Here is a 26,349-nt window from a genome sequence, read left to right as displayed (position 1 = left end):
TTTTTATTCTTCCATCTTTTACAATAGACGTTAGAAATCCCTTCGGTATTTCTAACGTTAACATATGACTCCTTCGGAGTTCGGACTTCCACTTCGTGTAAGTCCTTGAAATTCCTTCGGAATTTCTTTTTTTTTCTTCCATCTTTTACAATAGACGTTAGAAATCCCTTCGGTATTTCTAACGTTAACATATGACTCCTTCGGAGTTCGGACTTCCACTTCGTGTAAGTCCTTGAAATTCCTTCGGAATTTCTTTTTTATTCTTCCATCTTTTACAATAGACGTTAGAAATCCCTTCGGTATTTCTAACGTTAACATATGACTCCTTCGGAGTTCGGACTTCCACTTCGTGTAAGTCCTTGAAATTCCTTCGGAATTTCTCATATGTTACATTATATCCTTTATTTATTAGAAAAACAATGTTAATGGTTTAAATTCGGTTTAATTTGAGTTTATTATGTTATTTTGTTTCTTTTCTTCCATTTGTTAGCTTTTCTGGTAGGAATTTGACACCTTTTCGATTGTATTGTATCATTATTAGGACGACAACTGACATATACATATTTGTCGTAGATTGTATAGTTAATAACTTATAGAAAGAAGGAAGTAACATCTATGATCAAAGATATTATTTCGGTAGGATTGCCTGTTGTTGAATCCATGGACATTAAAAAAAATCGTTTACTTCCGCTTACACTGAATGGTAAAGAAAAACGAATCTGTATCGTCACCGGAATTCACGGTGATGAATTAGAAGGACAGTTTGTTTGTTACGAAATGATACGCAGAATTAATGCAAATCTTCAATATCTGAATGGAATTGTCGATATCTATCCTTATGTTAATCCTCTTGGTTTAGAGTCCATTACAAGACGTGTTCCAACTTTTGATCTTGATATGAACCGTAACTTTCCTGGTAATGAAGAGGGCGATATGGCGGAATGTGTCGCTGCTACGATTATTGAAGACATCTTAGGTTCCGATTTATGTATTGATCTGCATGCAAGTAATATTTTCATTCGTGAGATTCCACAGGTACGAATCAGTGCGGATCATGTAGATACATTACTCCAATACTCTAAATTATTGAATGTGGATTTTGTCTGGGTTAACGATTCTGTCACAATCCTCAAATCATCTCTCGTACATAGCCTGAACTCCTTGGGCGTACCATCACTCGCCGTAGAGATGGGTGTAGGAATGCGTTTGACCAAAGAATATGGATTGCAATTAGTAGATGGTTTATTCAATCTTATGAAAGAATTAGGAATATGGAGTGGACCAGTCGCTGAAATCCGTGAACCAATTGTCTCTACCGATGGACAAGTTCAGATGATCCATGCTGAAGCCTCTGGCATCTTTGTACCTGCCATCTCTCATTGGAAAGGCATCTGTAAAGGGGATTGTGTAGGTGACATCATCGATTCCTTGAATGGAACGATCAAAGAACATATTCTTGCCCCATGTAGTGGAACCGTCTTTACTTTGCGAGAATATCCTGTCGTTTACAATGGTTCTTTAATTGCTCGAATCTTAGGAGGTACAAGTACATGCTAAAAGAAACAATCTATACCTTAGATGCTCCCTTTCGTGCAAATATGAACATTTATGGTTATACATTTGGTAGCGGGGAAAGCTCCGCTTGTATCGTTGGACCTACACGTGGTAATGAAGTACAACAGCTTTATGTGTGCTCCCAATTGATTAAAACTCTGGCACAGGTAGAAAAAAATGGTCATATTCTTAACAACCATAAGATTCTTGTCATTCCATGTGTCAACAATTTTTCTATCAATGTAGAGAAGCGTTTTTGGGCGCTTGATAAAACAGATATTAACCGTATGTTTCCTGGAAATCCTTCCGGCGAAACAACCGAAAGAATCGCCAATGCCATCTTCGAAAAAACCAAAGGTTATAGTTACGGAATACAGTTTGCTAGCTTTCATACCCCCGGAGATTTCATTCCCCATGTTCGTATGATGGAAACGGGACATCAAAATACTAGTCTTGCAAACTTATTTGGTCTCCCTTATGTTCTTACACGGAAACCAGAGCCATTCGATACAACAACCTTAAATTATAATTGGCAATTAAATGATACCAATGCATTCTCTGTATATACCAATGCAACCGATCAAATTGATGAACCGTCTGCAAGGCAAGCGGTATCTTCTGTCCTACGCTTTTTAACCAGAATGGGAATTATCAAATACAACTGCCACAATGGATTTATTGCTAGTGTTATTGAAGAAGAATCTTTGCTGCCAATTCGTGCTGACGTATCGGGAATCTACCATCGATTAAAAGCTCCTGGTGACGAAGTCAAATTCGGAGATTTATTGGCAGAAGTAATTGATCCGTTAGAAGGAGAAGTTATCTCTCAGATTATAGCACCAAGTGATGGCATCATCTTCTTTGCTCACACCAAACCTCTCGTAATTCAAAACTGCGTAATTTATCAACTAATCCGTCGTTTGCATGAATAAGCCTTATGTACCACTACGAACTTCAGCGGGCATGAGCGTGCCCGGAGTGAACGATATCCTGTATTACATGTTAGACAAACTTAAATTGTGCAAATTGACGCACCTCAAACTAAATCAGGACTTTTGACACCCAAACCCTAGTATACAAAAAAGGTTTCACCTAATTATTCGTAAGAATGTGGACATCTCATGTCCGATTCTTTACATATAACTGGTGAAACCTTTTTTGATTGCTATTATTCCTATATTGTTTTTTCAAAATTCTCTAATGGCATTGGTTTAGCAAAATAAAATCCTTGTGCCATGTCACATAAAATTCCCTTTAGGAACTCTGATTGTGCAGATGTTTCTACACCCTCAGATAATACTTTCATGTTCAATTGCTTTGCCATATGTACAATACTGGATATGATAATCTGTTCTTCTCGATGCATCTCTCCTTCACGGAAAAATTGTCGATCCAATTTAATAATATCCGTTTCTATATCTTTTAGTAGATTTAAGGAAGAGAATCCAGACCCAAAATCATCAATCGAAACAACAAATCCACTCTGGCGGAATTGTTTCACCGTATCCATTGCTTCTCTGGAATTCTCAATGCAGACAGATTCGGTTAATTCCAATTCAATTAACTGCGCTGGTAAATGGTAACGTTTTACCAATGATTTTACTTGCTGAACAAAATAAGGATTTGACAAATGTACGCCCGATACATTCACGGAAATTGGAACAACCTTCTGGTTTTGGTCCAATCGCTTTCTAAGGAATTTGCAAACCTCTTCATAAACAAAGAAATCCAATTTTTCTATAAATCCATTCTTCTCAAAGATCGGTATGAACTGATTTGGTGGTATTATTTTACCATCTACAATCCAGCGAACCAACGCTTCAGCACCAACAATCTCCTCTGTCTTTAAGTCAACCTTTGGTTGATAATATACACAAAATTGTTTCATCAATAAGGCATTTTCCATACATTGATTCACATGGGATTCCCATTGGATTCGATCTTGCATTTTCTTATCAAATACACCACATGTCATATGTGATTTTCCTTTTACGCTTTTTCTAGCCATATTGGCGTTATCAATTGCTAAACGGATTGGTGTTCCTATCTCTAAGAAAGCAATACCACTACTTAAGATCAATTTTATTCCTTTGCGTTCATCATAGCATTGATCAACGAACTCTTCATTTAGTTGCTTAATCTGTTCTGCGACGGTATCTTCGGAATCATATTCAATAAACAGAATAAAATTATCTGCCGATAATCTTGTCATTTCTTTAACAAGATTGCGTTCACGCTTCATAATAGTTGCATACAATGCAAGAAAACGGTTTCCTTCTAGGTAACCATACATTTCATTCACATAGCCAAAACTATTAAAATCAGTATACACAATTGCATACTTCCGATTTGGTTCCCGCATCATAGTCCGTTTTACAATATCATAGAATTGAATTTCATTGGGCAAACCAGTTACCTTATCCAAGCGATATCGTTCATCATCCAATGGTTCCTTAGAAGCCACTTGCCGAATCATAATTTCTTTAAATACCTCATCATTTTCAGAGCAATCCAAATTATTGGAGTTACCGCTCTTTCCTACCAATGTTTCTCCGACCTCTTCCACAAATGAATCAAATAGGATCATCGCACAGATTCCTTTTTCTTCCTTATGCTCAATAGGATATCCTAGCATTAATGTACTATTAATTTTTGTGGAACCATGTATAATACACTTAAACAAACTGTTGTTTCCTAATACAATGGCTTGACAAACTTCATCTCTTTGATCCTTTTCCACTAATTGCAATAGATTATCCTTGAATTCTCTTGCAAATTGTTCTTTTGTCATTCCAATTCTATCATAAAACTCATCATCAGCCCGTAATACATTTCCCACTCTAGTTGATGATAAAATCAAATTGACATAGGAAGGTGGCGTCTTCCTTACACTTTGACCTGCTGCTTTACTCATCCTTATTTAACCTCGCAGTCTATTAATCTCTTATCCTACACAATTCCATTCGTGCAATTGTATCCTGTACCGTTAAACAAGCAAACACATTCAAACATCTGCTCGTTTCTTCCTGTAATGGGACTATTATACCATAAAATATTACATGAAACAACCTAGCATGTCATAATATACCATACTTCTTTTATATACATGCTAAAAAGTGCATAAACTTATGAAATATAGCCCAAATAAAGAAATTTTGAATATTTTATAGTATAAAAACACATCGTGCATAGCATTTCATAGTATCTAGTGCATACTTCAATTATAGAAGTAATGCCTCCAATTCCGCTACTGTATATACCAGGTAATCTGCTCCAGCTTGTTGTAATTCCTCTTCTCCACCATAACCATATACGACACCAACACATTCAATACCACGTTCATGAGCACCAATCACGTCAAATTTACGGTCACCAACCATAAGAATGTTCTCTTTTGCAACTTGTCCAAATCCGGCAATTGCCGCATCAACTACCTCTGCTTTATTGGATCTTGTTCCATCAAAGTTACTGCCAATGATATGTTCGAAGTACTGCTTAATTGAAAAATGTTCTAAAATCTTCTCTACAAATACAGTAGGTTTCGAACTTGCAATTGCCAGATGCATATCCTGACTTACTAGTTTTTCCAGCATCTGTGCAATTCCTTCATAGATTTCATTCTCATACAGACCAATTGTTGAAAAGCGCTCTCTATATTTGCTTTCTGCTTCAATTGCCTTTTCCATTGTAAATCCATAGAACTCCATGAAAGAATCACGTAAAGGAGGTCCTATAACAACTTCTAATTTATCAAGGTCTGGTTCTTCAATTCCATAATGTTTAAGAGCATATTGAAAGCTTTTTGTAATTCCAACTTTCGGGTCTGTTAATGTGCCATCTAGGTCAAATAATATATAATTCTTTGTATTCATGGTAGTTTTCCTTTCTTTACGGTTGATATTTTGATTTCGATTTTAACATATTCCATACACTATATGCAATAAAAGAACGAACTTTTTCAAATGTCATTGACAGAACCATTTTCCCTTGTTATAGTATTCACGTAAAACATAGATACGCTAGGGGAGCTTTACTGCTGAGAAGTGCAACATGCACAACCCTCATAACTTGAACTGGATAACACCAGCGTAAGGAAGCACATGTTTGTACATATTCCATTTATATGGCGAATTTTGTCAATGGAATGATATGAACCCAACGAGCTCCTCCTTAGCAATTGAAAGGGAGGATTTTTTATGTATCTAGGAATTATGAATTATTTTGCAACTGGTAACGCTGACGATGGTTACTCCTTGAAAGCACCAAGTTATATTCTTTTTATTGCTTTGATCGTTGTACTTCTTGCTATTGTTTACTTTAGTAAGAAAGAATCCAAAAAGATTCAAACAAAGCAATTAGTATTTGCTTCGGTTTCCATGGCTCTTGCACTTGTTACCTCATTTATCAAATTCGTTGATTTACCATTTGGTGGATCCGCTACTCTATTCAGTATGTTCTTTATCTGTTTTATTGGATATCTGTATGGTGCTAAGATTGGTGTAATGACTGGTATTGCTTATGGTTTTCTACAATTAGTGATTGACCCAAGTATCTATCATCCAATTCAACTTCTACTTGATTTTCCCGTAGCATTTGGCTTACTAGGTCTATCTGGTGTATTCAATAAATCCAAATACGGTCTTTTAAAAGGATATATCCTCGGTGTTTTTGGACGTTATGTTGCACATGCAATTTCCGGATATGTTTTCTTTGGTCAATGGGCTCCAGAAGGACAAACTGCTCTTGGTTATACCATCACTTACAATGCGACCTATATACTACCAGAAGCACTCGTTACAATGATTATTCTATTAATCCCTGCATTCACCAATGGATTAAAAGAAGTGAAACGTATGGCAAACGAATAAACAAAACTCAGCACAGTCAGCTCCAACTGACATCTACCTTTTGTGCGAGTGTACATCCCCTGGAAGGTCATATAATAAGAAAAATTTGATATATAAAAAATGTTGGACGTGTGTTATAACATGCCCAACATTTTTTTAACCAGTCATGTTTTCCATACTGATAGAAACACATGACTGGTTATTTTTATATTATTTTATCTTTGCAATATCAATTAACTCTAGATTTTTCTTATCTGCTTCAGCAGTTTCTAAACTTGTAAGTAATGCATTGGCTGTATCCAGTGATGTTAAACAAGTAACACCTGTTTCAATGGAAACTCGTCGAATCAAGAAACCATCTTTGGAACGTTCTGCTCCTTGGGAAGGAGTATCGATTACCAAATCAATCTCATGCTCTAGTATTAAATCCATAAGGTTTGGAGACTCTTGTTCAATCTTATTGATTGCTATTGCATGAACCCCATTCTCATTCAATACTTTTGCTGTATTTCTTGTAGCGTAGATGGTATATCCCAAATCTACAAATCTTCTACCAACACTAATCGCTTCAATCTTGTCCGCATCTTTTACTGTCAAGATCATCTTTTTGTGCTTAGGAAGGTTAATTCCTGCACCTAAGAATGCTTTGTAGAGTGCTTCATTAAAGTTCTTTGCAATACCAAGACATTCTCCTGTTGACTTCATCTCAGGTCCAAGGCTGATATCTGCACCACGTAATTTTTCAAAAGAGAATACAGGCATCTTTACTGCAACATAATCTGCCTCTTTTTGTAAACCAGGTGTATAACCAAGATCTTTGATTTTTGCTCCCAAGATTACTTTCGAAGCTAGGTCAACAATTGGAATACCTGTTACTTTACTGATATATGGTACAGTTCGACTAGAACGAGGATTTACTTCAATTACATACACCTCATCTTGGTAAACGATAAATTGAATGTTAATCAAACCAATAACATGTAAGCTCTTGGCTAATTTTCTTGTATACTCTTCAATTACCTTCTTGGTTCTTGCTGATATATTCTGGGTTGGATATACCGAGATACTATCTCCAGAGTGAATACCTGCACGTTCCACATGTTCCATGATTCCTGGGATCAGGATATCTGTTCCATCACATACGGCATCAACTTCTACTTCTTTACCCATTAGGTATTTATCTACTAGGATAGGGTGTTCTTGAACGATTCGATTAATAATGCCCATGAATTCTTTAACATCCTGGTCATTAATAGCAATCTGCATACCTTGTCCACCTAATACATAAGAAGGACGTACAAGCACTGGATATCCTAATTCATTTGCTGCTGCTAACGCTTCTTCTACCGTATATACCGTCTTTCCAGATGGTCTTGGAATACAACATTCTTCTAAGATATCATCGAATAATTCACGATCTTCAGCTGCATCAACATTTTCTGCACTTGTACCAAGGATTGGAACCCCCATCTTCAATAAGGCTTCTGTCAACTTAATCGCAGTTTGTCCACCAAACTGTACTACCGCACCATCTGGTTTTTCCAGATCAACGATATTTTCCACATCTTCTGGTGTCAATGGTTCAAAATACAATTTATCTGCAATATCAAAGTCTGTACTTACTGTTTCAGGATTGTTGTTTACGATAATTGTTTCATATCCACTTCTTCTAAGAGACCATACACTATGAACAGAACAATAATCAAATTCAATACCTTGTCCAATTCGAATCGGACCAGAACCAAGAACTAAGACTTTCTTCTTTGTCTTCACCGCATCTACTTCATTCTCATTGTCAAAGCAAGAGTAGTAATAAGGCGTAGAGGCTGCAAATTCTGCTGCACAAGTATCAACCATTTTGAAGGAAGCAAGAATGTTATATTCTTTTCGTAATTCTTTGATCTCTTTTTCTGTTTTCTTTGTCCATTTTGCAATTACTTTATCAGGGAATTCTAATTTCTTAGCCTCTAATAACAACTCTCTTGTTAATTCCGAAGCTTTTAATTTTTCTTCCATCTCAACAAGAATTGCAATCTTATCGATGAACCATTCATCAATTTGGGTAATATCATGAATCTCTTCATACGTGATACCAAGACGTAATGCCTGTGCAATTGCATAGATTCGACGATCATCTACTTTATGAAGTTCTTCAAGTATTCTTTCTTTATCAAAGCCATCATAAAGTCCCGTATTCTCAAGACTATCCACATGCTGTTCCAAAGAACGGATTGCTTTCATAAGAGCACCTTCAAAATTCGTACAGATGCTCATTACTTCTCCAGTTGCCTTCATCTGTGTTGTTAATGTTCTCTTTGCGGAGATGAATTTATCAAACGGAAGTCTAGGAATCTTAACAACAACATAATCAAGAGCAGGTTCAAAACTTGCATATGTTTTCTTCGTAATTGCATTTGGAATCTCATCAAGGGTGTAACCAAGTGCAATCTTAGCAGCAACTTTTGCTATTGGATATCCCGTTGCTTTTGATGCCAATGCAGAGGAACGACTAACACGTGGATTTACCTCGATTACACAATACTCGAATGAAGTTGGGTGTAAAGCAAATTGTACATTACATCCTCCTGTAATCTTCAACTCATCAATAATATTTAGGGCAGCACTACGTAACATCTGGTATTCCTTATCCGATAATGTCTGTGAAGGTGCCACTACGATACTATCTCCCGTATGTACACCAACTGGATCTAAGTTTTCCATATTACATACGGTAATGCAGTTTCCATTGGAATCACGCATTACTTCATATTCAACCTCTTTCCAGCCTGCAATACAGCGTTCAATCAGACACTGACCAACACGGCTTAAACGAAGACCATTGGAGCAGATATCAATCAGCTGTTCTTCATCATGGGCGATACCACCACCACTTCCACCCAATGTGTAAGCAGGACGAATAACTACAGGGTAACCGATGGTATTGGTAAATGCGATTGCAGCTTCAACCGTTGTAACAACCTCACTTGGTGCACAAGGTTCGCCGATTTTCTCCATTGTTGTCTTGAATTCCAAACGGTCTTCCGCTTTTTTAATTGTAAGAGATGTTGTACCAATCAAGCGAACATTGTTTTCTTTCAGGAAGCCACATTCCTCTAATTCCATTGCAATGTTTAATGCCGCTTGGCCACCTAATGTTGGAAGTACACTATCTGGTTTTTCTTTTATAATCAATTGTTTTACAATCTCAGGGTTTAATGGCTCAATGTAGACACGATCTGCAATGTCTTTATCTGTCATGATCGTTGCAGGATTGGAGTTCACTAACACAACTTCAATTCCTTCTTCTTTAAGAGAACGGCAAGCCTGTGTACCAGCATAGTCAAACTCAGCTGCTTGTCCAATTACGATTGGTCCAGAACCAATTACTAATACTTTTTTAATATCTTCAATCTTTGGCATTATTTGCAATCCTCCATCATAGTAATAAATTTATTAAATAATAACTCAGAATCTTTTGGACCAGCACATGCTTCTGGATGGAACTGTACGGTAAAGATCTTCTTACCTGTATATTCCAAACCTTCAACTGTTCCATCATTTACATTAACAAAACTTACTTTTGCTATCTTTTCATCAAGATTACTACTATCTACAACATATCCATGGTTCTGAGATGATATGTATACACGATTGGTGGCAAGGTCTTTAACTGGATGATTTGCTCCTCTATGACCATATTTCATCTTATGTGTATCTGCACCATTTGCTAGTGCCATTAACTGATGTCCCAAACAAATTGCAAAGATTGGTACATCACTCTGATACAATTTTTTGATTTCTTCTATAATACTCGTACATTCTTTTGGATCTCCAGGACCATTGGATAACATAATTCCATCTGGGTTAGATGCTAAGATTTCTTCTGCAGATGTAAATGCAGGATAAACCGTTACATGACATCCTCTCTTAGTTAAGCATCTGGTAATGTTATTTTTTGAGCCAAAATCCATAAGAGCAACATGAAGTCCCTTATCTGTTCCTTCATCAGCAGGATACTCTGTTTTATTCAAACGGCTCACTTTCTTTACAACCCCTGCTGGTGTATATGCCTTTAATTTTGCTTTTACTTCTTCTATATTGTAATTTTCATTCGTGGTAATCATACCATTCATCGTACCTTTTTCACGAAGGATCTTCGTAAGTGCTCTTGTATCAATATCACAGATACCAGGAATGTCATGTTTTAAAAGAAAGGTTTCTATTCCATCTTGTGAACGGAAATTGCTTGGTTTTCTTGCAATCTCTCGAACGATATAACCATCTGGCCAAGCCTGAAGAGATTCCATGTCTTCATAGCAGATACCATAGTTACCAATCAACGGATATGTCATTACAACCGCCTGACCAGCATATGAAGGATCTGTTAGTACTTCTAGATAACCTGTCATTGAAGTATTAAATACGATTTCACTTATTACTTCTTTTGTTGAACCAATACTTTTTCCCGTAAATACATTGCCATCTTCAAGTATTAAAAACGCTTTCATATATTAATACCTATTCCTTTCTTAAATAACATTGTAGTGTTTACCTTACATTCTTAACAATACATGATAAATATGATCTTTTGTCACTCATTTCATAATACCATTCTAATTCGTAAAGAAATTAGTCTATATCCTAGTTATATCAGGATAAATTTTTATCATTCTACCACAGAAATAATCTAAATACAAGTATATTATACATTATTTTCGTGTTATGTTGAATTATTATACAATTGTGTAAATAATCTTGTTTTTATATACAATTTGCTACAATTAGCAAAAAATGTTCTATACCTCTATGTACCAATCCTTATGGTATAAAGCAAGATAATCCGATCATGCAATTCCAACTGATACTCCCCTTATTCAATCGAATATCTTATAAAAGGGCAAAAAAAATTAATACTCTTTTTTTGTCTTTCCTTTTTTCTCCTCAAAAAAGGATATTTTAAAATCAATGATTTCAAAATATCCTTTCTATATACCATTCATCAGGATCGGTTTCCCAATAAAATGGAAATGCCTCTAGTTGCTTGCCCTGTCTTTGCTGACTGAACAAACAATCTATACTCATTCAATATTTTATTTTTATTAAGTTCCGATACATATCTTGGAACATCAAGATCTTCAATACGACTTCTTGCCGCTGTAAGATTCTGACTGGTATACTGGCTATTGGAGTATGCATAATCTAAAGCATTGGTAGAAGCACCAATTTCACTTCTTGATGAAGACACTTTCTTAATTGCATCATCAATCTTGGAAATGTCAAAACTACCGGTTACATCGTAATCGGCTATCCCAAGAGCATCAAGAGTCGAATTCGGTAACTTCGTCTGAATACTAGAACCATTTGCTGTAGCAGCTGTATTCACACTAGTAACACTACCATCTAATAACTTCTTTGTATTATATTCTGTGTTTCCAGCAGCATCAGAAATATGTTGCTTTAATTGATTGATTTCATCTTGCATACTTGCTTTATCATCAGAGGAATAAGTATCATTACTTGCTTGAACACTAAGCTCTCTGATTCGTTGTAAGCTGTCTGCAATTGAACTAAGTGCACCGTCTGCAACATTCAGCATGTTCTTCGTATTCGCTGTATTGTTCGTTGCTGCATCATATCCACCTGACTGACTCTTAAGACTTTCAGAAATGGATAATCCGGCTGCATCATCTGCTGCAGAATTGATTCTCTTCATCGTAGATAAATGCTCATAATTCGTACTTAATTGATTATAAATACCACTTACTGCCATACGATCAACCTCCATTTTTGAAATATCATTGCCAACCATGTTATTTTACAAATACAAACTTAGTTAGACACATTATACTCGATTTTCTATAGATTTACAAGAACAAATTTTATTTCTTCCATCTTTTATTTCACTAACACTTTCCACTTCATAACATATCTTAATACTATATCTTATTATGAATTGAGGTATCCCATGAGAAATTACGTCTATCCCGCACAAGTTGAAACACAATCTCTTGGCAGGTTATTTGTACGGGTAAATTCCCAAGCGAACTTACGTCCCATCGAAAATGCCACGATACGTATTACCCGTACAGGTGACCCTACCAATGTCGTTGAAGAATTAACAACCAATTCTATTGGTCGAACTGATACCATCGAACTACCTACACCACCTTTGGATTACAGCTTAGAACCAGAATCCGCACAGCCATACTCCGAATATACCCTACAGATATCCGCACCAGGTTTTGAAGACTTTACCGTTTCTGGTTCACAGATCTTACCAAATGTAACAGCTGTACAGAATACACAGCTACTTCCTCAAACGGACCGTCCAGATACATCCGAACTTTATGTTATACCACCACACACACTATATGGAGAATACCCTCCAAAAATAGCAGAAGATGAAATCAAGGATGTATCTAGTTTCGATATTGTATTAGATCGCGTTGTAATCCCAGAATATATTGTTGTCCATGACGGACCACCTACTGACAACTCTGCTAGAAATTATTATGTGCTTTACCGTGATTATATAAAAAATGTAGCCTCCAGCGAAATCTATGCGACTTGGCCAGAGGCTACAATTCAGGCAAATGTTTTAGCTATCATGTCCTTTACCCTAAATCGTGTCTATACGGAATGGTATCGAAACAAAGGGTACAACTTTACGATTACTTCTTCCACTGCGTTTGACCATAAGTGGATGCCCGAGAGAAATATATTCGATAACATCTCTGTTGTTGTGGATACGATCTTTAACAACTATTTATCAAGACCAAATGTAAAGCAGCCGATCCTAACACAATACTGTGATGGCATACGAGTGCAATGCCCAAATTGGATGACCTAATTGCAAAAAGGGAGGCATTACCCCTCTGTCTTCATTGCTTCAATCGCACTAATCTTCGTAGCACGTTTGGCAGGATAATAACCAGATATAACACCGACTGCAATAGCAAATCCCGCTGCTAAAAATGGTAACCAGAATGGAATGATAGAGAAATTTGTAGTTATGGTATTTTCGTATGTTACAGAAGTTGATTTCATTAATGCTTCAAACAATGGCTTTCCGTATTTGTTAATACAAAATGATGCAATATAGCTTAACCCAATACCGATAACACCACCAATCAATCCGATCATTCCTGCTTCAAACAAGAATAATTTCTTGATATCTGTAATACAACAACCAAGTACCTTCATTACTCCGATTTCTTTTGTTCTTTCATAAATGGACATAATCATGGTATTCGCAATACTAATTGCTGATACCAACATTGCTACAGCTCCAACTCCACCTAATACCATCTGCATCATGTTTGATGTTTGTTCAAGTGGTTGGGTAAAGGAATTCAAACTCTCTGTCTGATAGCCCATCTCTTTAATCTTCTTTTCCACTTTATCTACGTTCTTAACATTATCCACATTCAGCATGATCTGTTGATATTCCTTCAAATCACGGATTGCTTTCTTTTTATCTGAAGCTTTTAAGTACTCAATAGATTTCATATACCATTTATTAAACGTGTCTAAAGACATATAGCACATGTAATCATATTGGGAATTCGGTTCCAGAACAGCTATATTATAACCCAAATAAAACTCTGCTCTTTTTTCTGGATTTTCCAATTCATAGTTATATAGATTCATATATGCCAATAATTTATCTTTACCAGGCTGAAATTCATAGGATTTCCAATCATATCCTTGGGTAGAATAAAAGTTATTCTTAGGGACTTCACTTCCCATGATAATAACATCTTGATTTTCCTCTGTAGGAAATTCCCCATATGCTAGATCTGGTAATCCAAATTCTTTCAGCGCTTCTAAATCCATAACAAGGCTATATCCATAACCTTCAATTTTTTTACCGATCATTAAAGTTAAGTCTGCATTTAAGACAGGACTTGCTGTCTTAACATGATCTAAATTTTTTACTGTATTCAATAGGTCCTCATTGATAATTTGTTCTTTTGTATCAATATACTCCCCTTTATCATTCTTGATATCCGCATATTTGCTTATGGTGATAGTAGTTAGGCTTCCTAATTCCATTATTTGAGACTTAAATCCTGTATTCATACCAATACCAATTGAGATCATTACAACAATGGATATGGTACCAATGACAACACCAACAACAGTTAATGCTGTTCTTGCTTTTCGTCGACTAAGATTTCGAAGCCCCATCTTTATCAGATCACTAATCTTCATACAGATCAATTCCTTTTTTTATTTTCTTCTTAGCAAGTAAGATTCCACATAGAATACCAACTACCAAAGTAGCTGCTGATATTCCAATGATTGGTACCGGGCTAGATAAGAATGGATCCTTTACTGTAGATCCTGTCATATCCCCCATCATGGACTCATCCATTCCTGTCATGTCCATTCCTGCCATATCTGCATCGCCAGAGGCATCAATCACTTCTCCTTCAGGTACAGCCGCATCAACGCCTTCTGTTGTTGTCTCTCCTTCTACATCGGTTGTTTCTGTATCCGTACCTTCTCCATCAACGGACTCCCCATCTGTTGCTTCTGTATTGGTAACTTCCCCATCAGTCGTTTCACCTTCCGGTGCTTCCTCTGTTTCTGTTGCTGATTCATCCGTGCTTTCTCCCTCAACTGCTGTGTCTGTCGTCGCCATATCTGTAGAGGCAGAATCCGTTGTACTAGAATTTGTCGTTGCTTCCGTACTATCCAACAAATTTTCTTCTGTTGCTTCTCCATCAACGGTAACTTCTGTTGTTGTAGTAGCTGTATTATTCACAAGGCTATGTTCTCCCATTGCCATAAACCATTGATTTTCCATCGATTTTCATCTCCCTTCTTAGATGTCTTCCTCTTCCTGCTTACGTAGTTTTTTCTTATATAATGAGATAACTACTTTTCTAGATACAAAGATTGTTACAACGAACAAAACTACTTCCAAAACGATAAACAACCAAGTTGGCAAGATTGCTTTCTTTGCTTCTTCCACAGTTGGCATCTCTTCCATTCCCATATCACCTATTCCTTCATCCATCGTTGGTTGTGGTTCTATGAAACTTGTGAAATCAGCAAACAATTCTACAATATCACCATTGCTGTCTTCATACGTAATCTTTAGCTGACCAGGGCAATCCCCTTCCATAATTGGAATCACATCAATCTCATACGTATTACCTGCACCAGCTTCCACATTACCAATAAATTTGGTTGATGTATCGGAAGCTTGATAATAATCACTTACTACGGTTGCTGTTACATTGTTTAATGTTGATTTTCCCATATTATAGAAGTTAAATGTTAACGTGGTTACTTCATTTACTCGAGAACCGTCATAAGAACTCAGATAGATGTCTTGCACCACTGGTCTCGCATTCTCTGCCACTTGTATATTCAATGTTTCTTCTACCGTCTTTTCAGCAGTACCTTCCTCTTCTGTTTTACCGTCTGTACTTGACTTTTTCCCTTCATATTCATACTCAAAAGTTATCTTCAATGGATATGCATTGGATGCGGCATCTGCTTTTACTTTTAATTCTTTTGTTTCTGTAACCGTTGCTCCCGCTGGAATTTGCTCAATATAAAAACTGTTACTTCCTTCTGTTTGGGAGAAAATATTATTCTCCGAAGAAATGGTTACCTTAATATTTTTTGCTGCCATAGTTGCATGGGTATTCTTTACATCAAAAGAGAATGTAAAGACTGAACCAGCTTTTAGTTTTTCATCACCAGTATTAAAATCACTAATGATTAATTTCGGTACACTTGTATTCACGGTTTCTGTAGGATTTTGCACATCTCGTACAAATAAATTCACATTCTCTGATCCTTCTTCATAATCCGTACCATCTTTGTTTAAGTATTTGTACGTAAAAGTAAAGGCTAATTCATGTAATCCTTCTGTTATGTCCTTTGAAAGATCAAATTCCATCTTTACCTTTTTTGATTTTCCTGCTTTTAATTCATCAATGTATATGTATGGTTTTGATGAAGTTGGACTTAGCCCTGTTGATGCTAATCCTGTTGGTGTGAACTTTAATTGTTTTACTGTAGTCTTTCCTTTATTCTTAACGGTAAATGCAACAACAACTCTTCCCTGTGCGGTAGGTGCATCTGGGGTTTGTGTTACGTCTGAAATAACAAGGTTTGGTTTTCCATTGTTCTGTGCTTGGTCTTCTGGTACAACTACATCGATATAAATACTGGTAGATGTTGTATATCCTTCTTTTTTATCATCATTCCAAGTTACTGTGACTTTCAGACCTTTGGAACCAGCTGTTGCTTTGGAAGCAACTTTCACTGGAAATTTTATACTTTGCTTTTTACCAGATGCCATATCTCCCATGGATAATTCTGTGCTCGCATTATCTGGTACAATATCTGTCTGTGTAGAAAAATCTCCAAGTGAAACGTTTACATCCTTTGCTTTTAAATCTCCCGTATTCGTAAGATCCAATGTAATTTCAAATTCATCTCCACGATTAACTTCTTCCTCATAGGATACATTACTAATTTTAATTTTGGAAGCTGATTTTTCTCCAGAAACTTTTACAGATAGTTTTTTTGAAAAACTTAATGTACAAGTACTATAGTCCGGAACATCCCCACTTGTATCTAAATAATCAGCGGTACCTACAATATTAAATGCATACGTTCCATTGCTAGCTAATTCTTTTGCTTCAATATCAAACTCCAATAAATAATTTACATTAGGAGATAACAGGGAAACTTCCGTCGAATTACTTGCTAGTTTTACTGAAACATCAGATATTACACTAATCGGTGTATCTGATTTCACAGCTTCTACTGTAAAATCTACATTATCCACACTTGAATATGAAGTAGTATTTAACTTAAATGGAACTTTAACATGCTGCGTTGCTCCTGCAGTAATTTGTACTGTTTCAAATGTGCCCTTTAATTTTACATTCGTACCCTCTGCCTTACTAACAAAACCGCTTCCTAACAAATTCGCAATAATAAGTGTGAATATTGTTAAATAGGAAAGCAATTTCTTTCCTTTCTTACTTTTCATGCTTTCTTTTTCCTCCTCCAGATCTTTCTTCCACTAAATGTTAAATCTCTTTTCTAGTTTGTAATCTTTGTCAACGATTCTTGTCCTTGAATAGGTCATTCTTTTTCTTACGCTAACTCTTGTTCTTTGATCAGCTCTTGTCCCTGTAAAGGAGCCTCTTTATCTTCAACCAGTTGTTCACCTGGTAATTGATTTTCTGCATCTTCCTTGAATTCTTTCATTTGGTATTCCTTCTTCTCTTCAGCCTTCTCTTCCATCTCCTGTTTCGTATTCGGTGTTTTCTCTACAAGATCGACGCTTTGAATCTTACCATCTAAGATATGTATAATCTTATCTGCAAATTCCGCCAGACGACGATCATGAGTAACCATAACAATCGTTTGATGATTCGTACTTGCAATTTCTTTGATAAGATTCATAACTTCCATCGTTGTCTTCGAATCCAAGTTACCTGTTGGCTCATCGGCAAATACAATCTCTGGTTTTGCAACAAATGCACGAGCGATACCAACTCTCTGTTGCTGACCACCACTCATCTGTTTTGGCTTATGTTCCAGTCTTGATTTCAAACCTACTTTAACTAGCATTTCTCTTGCCAGTTTTTTTCTCTTCTTTACAGGAACTCGTTTAAAAACCAATGGAAATTCTACATTCTCTAACGCCGTCATTGAATTCATCAAGTTGTAGGATTGAAACACAAATCCCAAATACTTCTGACGAAATTTGGCCAGATTCTTTTCACTCATTTTATGAATGTTCTTTCCCTTAATAATAATCTGTCCACTGGATAGTTTTTCAATTCCTGCCATCAGATTCAACAACGTCGATTTACCAGAGCCTGAGGTTCCAAGTAAACAGCAGAACTCTCCTTTATAAATATCAAAGCTGACATCATCCACAGCTACAATACGTTCTGTACCCATACGATAAACCTTTTTTACATTACAAACTTCAATAACTTTTTCTCTTTCCTCTGCCACACTCTCACCTCCCTATGTATAATCCCATATGTATTTCTTCTTCCAATTTCATACATACATTCCTACATCTACAATCCTACTCTAAATCTGACAAATATAGAAGTATTTTTTTCTTAAGTTTTTCTTACAATCCCGCTAAATAACAGAAAGAAAAAGACCTCTCAGACGAAATACAAATTCTCATATATTTCGTCCAAAAAGTCCTTCCATTTTAATAATGATATGCTCAATTATTACTGTTTCTTTACCGATGAAGTTCGTAGAATTTCTTTCTGGTTTTTTACGTTCTGATCTTTTCTATTTTCTTTTGTCACTGGCTTTTCTTCTCTTCTATTTCTTCCGTTTCGTTCTACTTTTTCATGCAATTCTTCGCACAAATCTTCTTCCTTTTCTTTAAGCTCCATACGATGATCAATAAAACGTACAAAAAGAACTTTAACTAATGCACCGACTGGTACTGCTAAAATCATACCTAAGAAACCACCAACTGCACTACCAAAAATTAAAAATATAATGACCAATAGTGGGTGAATTTTAATGCTCTTACTTAATAATTTTGGTCCAATAATATTACCATCAATCGTCTGAATGATGAATAAGGCAATCACACCAATAATCAAACGCTTATAATCCCCATTAATCAGACAGATTAAAATTGTACCAGCATATGCAACAAATGGTCCAAAATAAGGGATCAAATTACCAAGTCCAGCTAACACACCAATTACAATACCAAACTTCACACCAATTATAGAAAGTGCTGCGCTGATTAAAATCATCATAACAAGCACATCTGTCAATTGTCCTTTCAGATAGCCAGAGAATACGATATCTGCATCCTTAATAAATTGACGAATATGGCGATTTACTTTTTTACTTAATAATGCGGTTGAAACCCTGCTAATATAATTCTTGATCATTGCACCATCTAACAGAAAATAGATTCCAATAATCAATGCAAATATTGTTGTTGTCAGGTAACCAGAGATGTTCGAAATCGAAGCAAGGATTGAATTAGCAAATCCTTTTAAGCCATCTAATAAAAACGTAGAAGCATCTTTTATATAGGCATTCAGCTCTGTCGATTGAATATTAAGACTGCTTAATTTGTCTAATATCTGATTATAGAAATCATTCACTGTTTTTACGTATTCATTAGCGATAACCGCTATATCATCAAAATTAGCAAAGCGGACTTGATCCGTCACACTATAAACAAGCATGGAAACTAATGCCGTAATACCAATTAATATGAGCAATAGCGTTGTAACAACTGCATAAGTTCGGCAGTTCTGCACTCTTTTGAAAATTTTCCACCTATTAAAGTGATCTTCAAAGAAATTCACCAGTGGTTCCGTTAAATAAGCAAATACAAAAGCTAACAGTATTGGCTTCATTACACGCAAGATCCAATTAAGTTTATCCATAATTGCATTGAGTATACCCGGAGCATCTTTTGCAACAATACTGAGACAATAGATGATAATGCATGTGATGATAACATAAATGGATATCAAGGTGTATTGTTTATTCATCTTATCCTTAACTTTCATTCTGATTAAACACCTTTTTCCACAAATAATTTAATAATTTCAACTGCGTTGTCAATTCCAACGAAATCACTCTTTATAGATAGATGGTAATTCTCTGCTCTACCCCATTTTTCATTGGCATGATAATTGTAATAGTTTGCTCTTCTCTTGTCAATCTTAAGTATGTTGTCTTCTGCTTTTGCTAATGACATATCATACTTCGTTGTTGCACGTTCAATACGACTCTTTATGTCTGCCCATATAAATACATTCACTACATTTGGATTCTCTTTTAGTATGTAATCAGCACATCTACCCACGATTACACATGGTCCCTCTGCTGCAATCTTCCGAATCACATCCGATTGTGCAAGATAGATTCGATCATCTAAAGATAAATTTGCAAATCCAAAATCCTGATTACCATAAGCTCCCATTCCCATTGCAATGGAATAAAGTAAACTATTCGTCGCTTTGTCTTCCGCTTTTTCGAATACAGATTCTGCAAATCCACTTTCTTTTGCAGCCCTCGTAATCAATTCATTATCATAGAATGGAATGCCTAATGCCTTCGCTAGTTTTTCCCCGATCTCTCGACCGCCACTTCCGTACTGTCTACTAATTGTAATGATTTTATTCATGTCAATCCCTCCATTCATACTCTTGTCAGTCCATCAAAATCAGACCTATATAAGAATCCGATATTGCATTGATTTTATATCTATAGTATACCATATTTCAGGGGTTTTGGACATAATTATTCGAAACTTTTACTCTAATTTTCACCATTCTCTATGCGTTTCATACATTCTTCCTCTATATTCTCATTACTTGTTAAATAATCTGGAGTTGTACCTTGTATATAATTACAGGATCCATCCTCATTTATCGGGTAATCCCCATGATATTCTATGAATAAGTGGCTATTTGGTATCTGATAAAGGAATGTATCAATACCAAGTCCTCCCCCTGCTGTTGTCTCACCAACTACAGTAGCAAAGCCCGTTTTCTTACAGAAATACGCAAACTGGTCTGCTGCTCCATACGTATATTGATCTGTCAGTAACCAGATTTTTCCCTGGAATATAGGTGTTCCAATGGGTTCTACTGTAATTGCATCTTGGACATATAGGTCCATTTCCTCCAAATCTTCCTCACTAATTTGTGGATAATCTGGTAATGTATCAATATTCTTAATTTCATCACTCTTATAAAGTGACTGAAGGAATACTTGGTTGTTGTCCCCACCTTTAAAAAGCAAATATTGTTCCGCTGTTAGGGCTTCACCAATATTAGGTGCGACAAGATTTTCCTTATAAAAATCTGCCACTCCACTATAAACACTTCGGACATCAATAATCAAATGTTTATAGGATTTTATATTTTCCAGAAAACTCATGATTTCTTCTTTATCTTCCTTCACATATGCAAAGTCAAAAGTTTTTATTCCAAGATAGGCAATTTCATCTTCCTTTACAATCTGGGTTTCAATATTATCTGGTAAAACCGTCTTCACTTTCCTATCCCTAAACTCTGAAAGATAATCTCTTGTATTATGAATATATTTTAAAATCTTATACGCTTTCTTACTCTCTTTGGACTGAAGAACTGACAATGCATATTGATTCTGCTCTTCTGCAAACCGTTGGCGTATATCTTGGGTATAGCAATATCTCCAATAATCACAAATATTTAATCCACCCATATTACTTAATTGGTTAAACGTATTGAAAAAGATATTATAATAGTTACTATCTCCATCACATTCCTGCATCTTTTCATATCGTGTTTCAAATGCTTTATCTATTGATTGATTATTTCGTTCCAAAAGCCTCCAATAAGGATAGTTTTCTTTCAACATCTGTTCTACTGCCTCATAATCCTCCATCATCTGCTGTTTGGATAATCCAAATCTCTGTTTTCGCATAGCCAAAAATGTACAGAAACCACATACAACCAGAACAATACATAAAATGACCGTACATAATATTTTTCTTTTCGTGATAAATAGACGTATATTGATTGCTAATAACTTAACTTTATTTTTCATTCGAACTACCTCAAATACAACATCGTACCAATGTGCAAACGCTCTTTGTATAAAACTCGTTCTATACAAGAGGCGGAAGTTTGGTTTGCTTTTTCCTTTCCTGTAGACTCTCCCACCTCTTATTATATTACAATTCTAGTATCATTGCATCTTTTTGCAATTTAACTTATTTTATTTACTTCTTTATATTACTTACTACTTATTTATCTTCTTTTACTTCCTTAGCTTCGTTTGCTACCTTTACATCATGTACTTCAGAAACTTCATTTACTTCATTTAGCATGGCTACTTCTTTTATCCCTGACAAGTCTTTTAATTCTGGTACATCTTTACTTGCTTGTATGTTCACATTTCTTGTTACTTGTGCATCATACCCTTTTGCCTTAACAAGATCGGATAGATCAATTCCTGTTACTTCCTTCATTGATTCCATGACTTGTGTCATTACACCAGTAACATTAGATGCGACACTAGATACACCATTTCCATCAGAATTTCCACCATCCATAATGATGATCTTATCAATCTGCGATAATGGTTTGGCAATATTACCTGCAACTTCTGGCAATACATTGATCAACATCTCTGCAACTGCAGCACCCGTGTACTTCTGATATGCTTCTGCTTTCTTTTCCATTGCTTCTGCTTCTGCAATACCTTTTGCACGAATGGCATTCGCTTCTGCAACACCCTTTTGACTGATTACATCTGCCTCTGCCTGACCTGTCTGCTTAATTGCTTCTGCTTCTGCTACCGCTTTGATTTTACGAGCTTCTGCTTCTGCCTCTGCATATCTTCTCTGTGCCTGCGCTTGGGCTTCTGCTTCTGCAATCTTACGGTATTTTTCTGCATCTGCTATTGTTTGCTGCTTCTCTTTGTCTGCAATAGCTGGTTCTACTACCTCAGCCCGTAAACTTTCCTTCTTACGCTCTGCCTGTTTCTGTGCCAGTTCGATGTTTTTCTGCTCTTTTGTAATCATAATCTGTACTTGTGCAGCTTCAACATCTTTCTGACGTTCTTGTTTTAACAGTTCTGCATCCATCTGGGCAGTTACAACTTCTTTATATGTAATATTTCTTTGAATATCATAGGCTGCATCTGCTTTTGCCTTCGCAGCTTGTTGTTCCTGCATGTAGGCAGCTTCTTGTACTTGCTTTAACTTTGTAGCCTCCGCAATCTCTGTTTCCGCTTGTAATCTTGCCTGCTCTCCAGCACGTCTTGCCTTTGATGTCTCAATCTGGGTTTCCCGATCTGCTTCTGCTTTTGCAATTTCTGCATCTTTCTTTTTCTCCGCAATCTGCTTTACACCAAGTGCTTGAATATAACCATTGCTGTCGTTGATGTCTTTGATCGTAAATACTTTAACCTCTAAGCCCATCTCCATCAATTCTGTACCAACAACCTCTTGTACTTTCGATGAAAATGTTTCTCGATCTCGATAAATTTCTTCTACCGTCATGGTTGAAACAATTTCTCTTAACTTACCTTCCAAAACATTTGTTGCTGTACTACGAATGGATTGTTCGATCATTCCCTCGTTTTTCCCTGTGAATTGTTCAATCGCATTAAAGATGGAAGCCTGTTCATTCTTCACCTTTATAACCGCCGTACCAATAACAGCAATCGGAACGCCTTGTGAAGACATACTTTCATCGGTAACTACATCAATTTGAATATTTCCCAATGAGATATAGTCGATTCGTTCAAATACAGGAATGACTAGACCACCACCACCGGTTATGATTCGTTTTTTCAAACCTGTAACAACAGCGGCTTTATCCTGTGGTACCTTTTTCCACATGGACAAGATAACCATCAAAATGATTACAATCCCCACCGCAATGAAGATACCCGGTAACATATTTTCTAAATATTCTGGCATTTTTGCTTCCTCCTTAGCCTCATTAACATTAGGCATTTATAGTGAAACAGAGCAAGTGCTCTATGTTTCCTCAACTTTTTCCACAATTGCAATATTTTTTTCAAAATATAAGATTTTTACTTTCGTATCTTGTGGTATACCTTCTGCTATAGTTGCTTTTGCAGGATAAGACGTTGTTATACCATCTAATGTAGTAACACTCACGCAACCAAATCCACCTGGAATGATTGCATTAATGATCTTCGCATCGAATAAAAGTAATTGTTCTTTGGAATAAGTTGTATTCTCTACATGCTTCAGTTTCTGAATCATCGTTTGAAGCAAAACAGCGATCAAATAGCCGAATAAAACGGCAACGATAATACATACCGTTTGATTCGTCTTCCTTATAAGCAGTTTTCCTACTGCACCAAAGATTAACAACCCTCCACATAAACTTTGCATAGAAAATGGCAACAAATACAGCTCTAGATTACCAACCTCAAAATGCGTATGCAAAGATAAACCTTCAAACAAATTGAAGACACCATCAAACAAATTATCCAGGATATCACCAATCTGTCCTAAGATTAAAGATAGAAGTGGTATTGTAAAGCCAACAATCATACAAATCGTAAATACCCGTTCCATATCGCGCCTCTTTTCTATTCCAATCTCTTTTTCACTATGACTATGATTCTTACATTATTATACACAATTTTACCATATATTGTATTAAGAATGCATTAAAAGTTTATGGGATTTATTAATTTTACTATAATTATGTCAAACAACTTCAAATGCTAAAATTATAAGGCTTACATGAGATAATATGACTTTCTTTCTACTTTCCAAATTATTCTTCAGGTGTCAATTGCTCTATATATTCCGTCACATGGTCAATAAACGTATCACTTGTCAAATCCATAAGTAATCTTGTCAGTCCTTCCTCATCTTTTGTATAAGAGGAGAATGTGATTCCTAAGTTTTTCTCTACTTCGTCCCTACTGATCTTTACTTGAAAACAAAGGGACGATAATGCTGGATTATTCCAAAAACAGATCTGTGATACCCAATCTGCATTATCGATGGTTGCCAGCAATATAATTGCATTTCGATAGATGGGAAGATAGTCTGTAGTCTTATCTTTCTCTTCCTTTTGCTTATAATAGATCGTTAATCCATAAGGTTTTTCTTTCGTATCTAATTCAATCTCATTCCGATCCACATTCTCATAAACGGGCAATAGGGAAACAAGCGTCCCAACTTTGGAATTATCGCCAATATATTCTGTCCGATTAGCAGCAAGTTCCTTTATACATGCCGAAGAATACCCTTCTTGCTCTAGCATATCCATCGTCAGTTCCTCCTCTGTGGGTCCTTCTGCTTTTGTTTGTTCCGCTTCAGCCCCTTCTGTTGCTGAGAATCCATATCCTTTTTGTTCTTCCTGCGTTTTATTAACTGGATCATTCGTACAAGCAACAAGCAATAATAGAATGGCAACAACTGGAATCAGTCGTTTTCGACTGTATATTCTTTCATAGGTAAGAATATGTTTGATTCGTTCTTTCGTATGGTCATTACCAAAAGCAATAGGACTCCACGTTGGTGATGGTTGCTCCATCGCCATAGATAATAACGTCATACTATAATCCACTCTTTCTTTATCGCATTGGTTCCCTATTACCTGCTCATCACAAGACATCTCCATATCTTTGGTAAATGCAGCAAATGCTAGCCATATTAACGGATTAAACCAGTGTAATATTACCGCCAGATACGCGATCATCTTAATAAGATAATCTTTTCTCTGAATATGCACCTTCTCATGTTGCAAGACCTTACTTATATCTGCTTCTGATAGGTTCATTGGCAGATAGATTCTTGGTCGAAAAAGACCAAAGACGAATGGTGTTGGTATCCGATCTGACTCATATACAACATATGCAAGATTGGTTGGTTTCTTTACTGCAATTCCAAGTATTCTCTTTATACCCATAATTTTTCTGCCATTCCATATGCATAAGGCTACCATGCCTAATCCCCATATTATTGCTAATATAGAAAAAATAGATGATGTACTTGCTTTTGGTGTATCTGTTTTTGATGCTTCTGTTTTTGGTGTTCCTTCACTAAATTGGTCTACTGAAGATTTTTCCCCTAGTATTCTATTGCGATTATCCATGCTACTCTGATGATTCTGTATCAGCTGTCCTCCTATAGACACCTGCAAGTTACTTTCTTCCTGCTTATAGGTATTCGTGTTCTTCTCCGTTGATTTTTCCTGAATGTTCTTCGTAACAATAGATGACACACTTAATGGAGAGGGAATCGAATATGGACAGAGTACCCGAACAAATACCACAATCCATAATACATAAGCTATCTTTTTTGGCATCTTCTTAAGGAATAATCTAAGAAAAAAGATTCCCAAAATCAGGATTGTTACTAAGATACTTCTATGTAGTATCTCCCCAAATATCGCGATCAACCATTCCATAC

General features: G+C 36.1%; 19 protein-coding genes and 1 riboswitch. Of the genes, 4 read left to right on the top strand and 15 right to left on the bottom strand.

Annotated elements, in window-relative coordinates; all coding sequences use genetic code 11:
* Nucleotides 1-615 precede the first annotated feature (615 nt).
* Together HBB17_RS15095 and HBB17_RS15090 are read left to right on the top strand one after the other, a co-directional pair.
* Entirely contained in the window at nucleotides 616-1,557 is a 942-nt protein-coding gene (locus HBB17_RS15095; RefSeq protein ID WP_167958339.1) for a M14 family metallopeptidase, read from the top strand.
* Complete coding sequence (locus HBB17_RS15090; protein WP_167958338.1) at nucleotides 1,551-2,486, top strand: M14 family metallopeptidase; 936 nt, start codon at nucleotides 1,551-1,553, stop codon at nucleotides 2,484-2,486. The genes HBB17_RS15095 and HBB17_RS15090 overlap by 7 nt, the downstream gene beginning before the upstream one ends.
* A 242-nt stretch (nucleotides 2,487-2,728) precedes the next feature.
* Here the strand turns inward: HBB17_RS15090 and HBB17_RS15085 are convergent, their stop codons facing one another.
* Nucleotides 2,729-4,468, bottom strand: coding sequence for a putative bifunctional diguanylate cyclase/phosphodiesterase (locus HBB17_RS15085; RefSeq protein ID WP_167958337.1), 1,740 nt, complete (start codon nucleotides 4,466-4,468; stop codon nucleotides 2,729-2,731).
* A 307-nt stretch (nucleotides 4,469-4,775) separates the two neighbouring features.
* A complete protein-coding gene (locus HBB17_RS15080) occupies nucleotides 4,776-5,426 on the bottom strand; it encodes an HAD hydrolase-like protein (RefSeq protein WP_167958336.1) in 651 nt (216 codons plus the stop codon).
* A 139-nt stretch (nucleotides 5,427-5,565) separates the two neighbouring features.
* A riboswitch (TPP riboswitch) is annotated at nucleotides 5,566-5,666 on the top strand.
* An 84-nt stretch (nucleotides 5,667-5,750) separates the two neighbouring features.
* On the opposite strand from HBB17_RS15080, the gene thiT reads away from it, so the two are divergent.
* Nucleotides 5,751-6,422, top strand: coding sequence for an energy-coupled thiamine transporter ThiT (thiT, locus tag HBB17_RS15075; RefSeq protein ID WP_238483767.1), 672 nt, complete (start codon nucleotides 5,751-5,753; stop codon nucleotides 6,420-6,422).
* 189 nt (nucleotides 6,423-6,611) lie between these two features.
* On the opposite strand, the gene carB is transcribed toward thiT, so the two are convergent.
* The 3 genes from carB to HBB17_RS15060 all read right to left on the bottom strand — a co-directional run bounded on the left by carB (nucleotide 6,612) and on the right by HBB17_RS15060 (nucleotide 12,171).
* Complete coding sequence (carB, locus tag HBB17_RS15070; protein ID WP_167958335.1) at nucleotides 6,612-9,821, bottom strand: carbamoyl-phosphate synthase large subunit; 3,210 nt, start codon at nucleotides 9,819-9,821, stop codon at nucleotides 6,612-6,614.
* Nucleotides 9,821-10,909 carry a carbamoyl phosphate synthase small subunit gene (locus HBB17_RS15065; protein ID WP_167958334.1) on the bottom strand — a complete coding sequence of 363 codons (1,089 nt, stop codon included), beginning with the start codon at nucleotides 10,907-10,909 and terminating at the stop codon, nucleotides 9,821-9,823. The genes carB and HBB17_RS15065 overlap by 1 nt, the downstream gene beginning before the upstream one ends.
* A gap of 491 nt (nucleotides 10,910-11,400) precedes the next feature.
* Complete coding sequence (locus tag HBB17_RS15060; RefSeq protein WP_167958333.1) at nucleotides 11,401-12,171, bottom strand: flagellin; 771 nt, start codon at nucleotides 12,169-12,171, stop codon at nucleotides 11,401-11,403.
* A 195-nt stretch (nucleotides 12,172-12,366) separates the two neighbouring features.
* Between HBB17_RS15060 and HBB17_RS15055 the strand changes: the two genes are divergently transcribed.
* Complete coding sequence (locus HBB17_RS15055) at nucleotides 12,367-13,251, top strand: carboxypeptidase-like regulatory domain-containing protein (RefSeq protein ID WP_167958332.1); 885 nt, start codon at nucleotides 12,367-12,369, stop codon at nucleotides 13,249-13,251.
* A gap of 17 nt (nucleotides 13,252-13,268) precedes the next feature.
* Here HBB17_RS15055 and HBB17_RS15050 read toward each other — a convergent pair whose 3' ends face one another.
* The 10 genes from HBB17_RS15050 to HBB17_RS15005 all read right to left on the bottom strand — a co-directional run bounded on the left by HBB17_RS15050 (nucleotide 13,269) and on the right by HBB17_RS15005 (nucleotide 26,347).
* On the bottom strand, nucleotides 13,269-14,615 hold the full coding sequence (locus HBB17_RS15050) for an ABC transporter permease (RefSeq protein WP_167958331.1): 1,347 nt from the start codon (nucleotides 14,613-14,615) through the stop codon (nucleotides 13,269-13,271).
* Nucleotides 14,605-15,213, bottom strand: coding sequence for a hypothetical protein (locus HBB17_RS15045; RefSeq protein ID WP_167958330.1), 609 nt, complete (start codon nucleotides 15,211-15,213; stop codon nucleotides 14,605-14,607). Before HBB17_RS15045 ends, HBB17_RS15050 begins: the two co-directional genes overlap by 11 nt.
* 18 nt (nucleotides 15,214-15,231) lie before the next feature.
* Nucleotides 15,232-17,424, bottom strand: a complete 2,193-nt coding sequence (locus tag HBB17_RS15040) for a COG1361 S-layer family protein (RefSeq protein WP_167958329.1) — start codon at nucleotides 17,422-17,424, stop codon at nucleotides 15,232-15,234.
* A gap of 107 nt (nucleotides 17,425-17,531) precedes the next feature.
* Nucleotides 17,532-18,347, bottom strand: a complete 816-nt coding sequence (locus HBB17_RS15035) for an ABC transporter ATP-binding protein (protein WP_167958346.1) — start codon at nucleotides 18,345-18,347, stop codon at nucleotides 17,532-17,534.
* A 290-nt stretch (nucleotides 18,348-18,637) separates the two neighbouring features.
* A complete protein-coding gene (locus HBB17_RS15030) occupies nucleotides 18,638-19,957 on the bottom strand; it encodes an AI-2E family transporter (protein WP_167958328.1) in 1,320 nt (439 codons plus the stop codon).
* A gap of 5 nt (nucleotides 19,958-19,962) precedes the next feature.
* Nucleotides 19,963-20,577, bottom strand: coding sequence for a cytidylate kinase-like family protein (locus HBB17_RS15025; RefSeq protein WP_167958327.1), 615 nt, complete (start codon nucleotides 20,575-20,577; stop codon nucleotides 19,963-19,965).
* Between the two features lie 134 nt (nucleotides 20,578-20,711).
* Nucleotides 20,712-21,986, bottom strand: a complete 1,275-nt coding sequence (locus HBB17_RS15020) for a S41 family peptidase (protein WP_167958326.1) — start codon at nucleotides 21,984-21,986, stop codon at nucleotides 20,712-20,714.
* Nucleotides 21,987-22,185: 199 nt separating this feature from the next.
* Nucleotides 22,186-23,868: a flotillin family protein gene (locus HBB17_RS15015; protein WP_167958325.1), complete on the bottom strand. Its 1,683-nt coding sequence runs from the start codon at nucleotides 23,866-23,868 to the stop codon at nucleotides 22,186-22,188.
* Nucleotides 23,869-23,928: 60 nt separating this feature from the next.
* Nucleotides 23,929-24,498, bottom strand: a complete 570-nt coding sequence (locus HBB17_RS15010; RefSeq protein WP_167958324.1) for a hypothetical protein — start codon at nucleotides 24,496-24,498, stop codon at nucleotides 23,929-23,931.
* Nucleotides 24,499-24,703: 205 nt separating this feature from the next.
* Entirely contained in the window at nucleotides 24,704-26,347 is a 1,644-nt protein-coding gene (locus HBB17_RS15005; protein WP_167958323.1) for a M56 family metallopeptidase, read from the bottom strand.
* Nucleotides 26,348-26,349: the final 2 nt, after the last annotated feature.

Source organism: Anaerosporobacter faecicola, assembly GCF_012070565.1.
GTDB classification, from domain to species: Bacteria; Bacillota; Clostridia; order Lachnospirales; family Lachnospiraceae; genus Anaerosporobacter; species Anaerosporobacter faecicola.
Note: the sequence above shows the minus strand (reverse complement) of the source record. Positions and strands in the feature narration are given on the sequence as shown.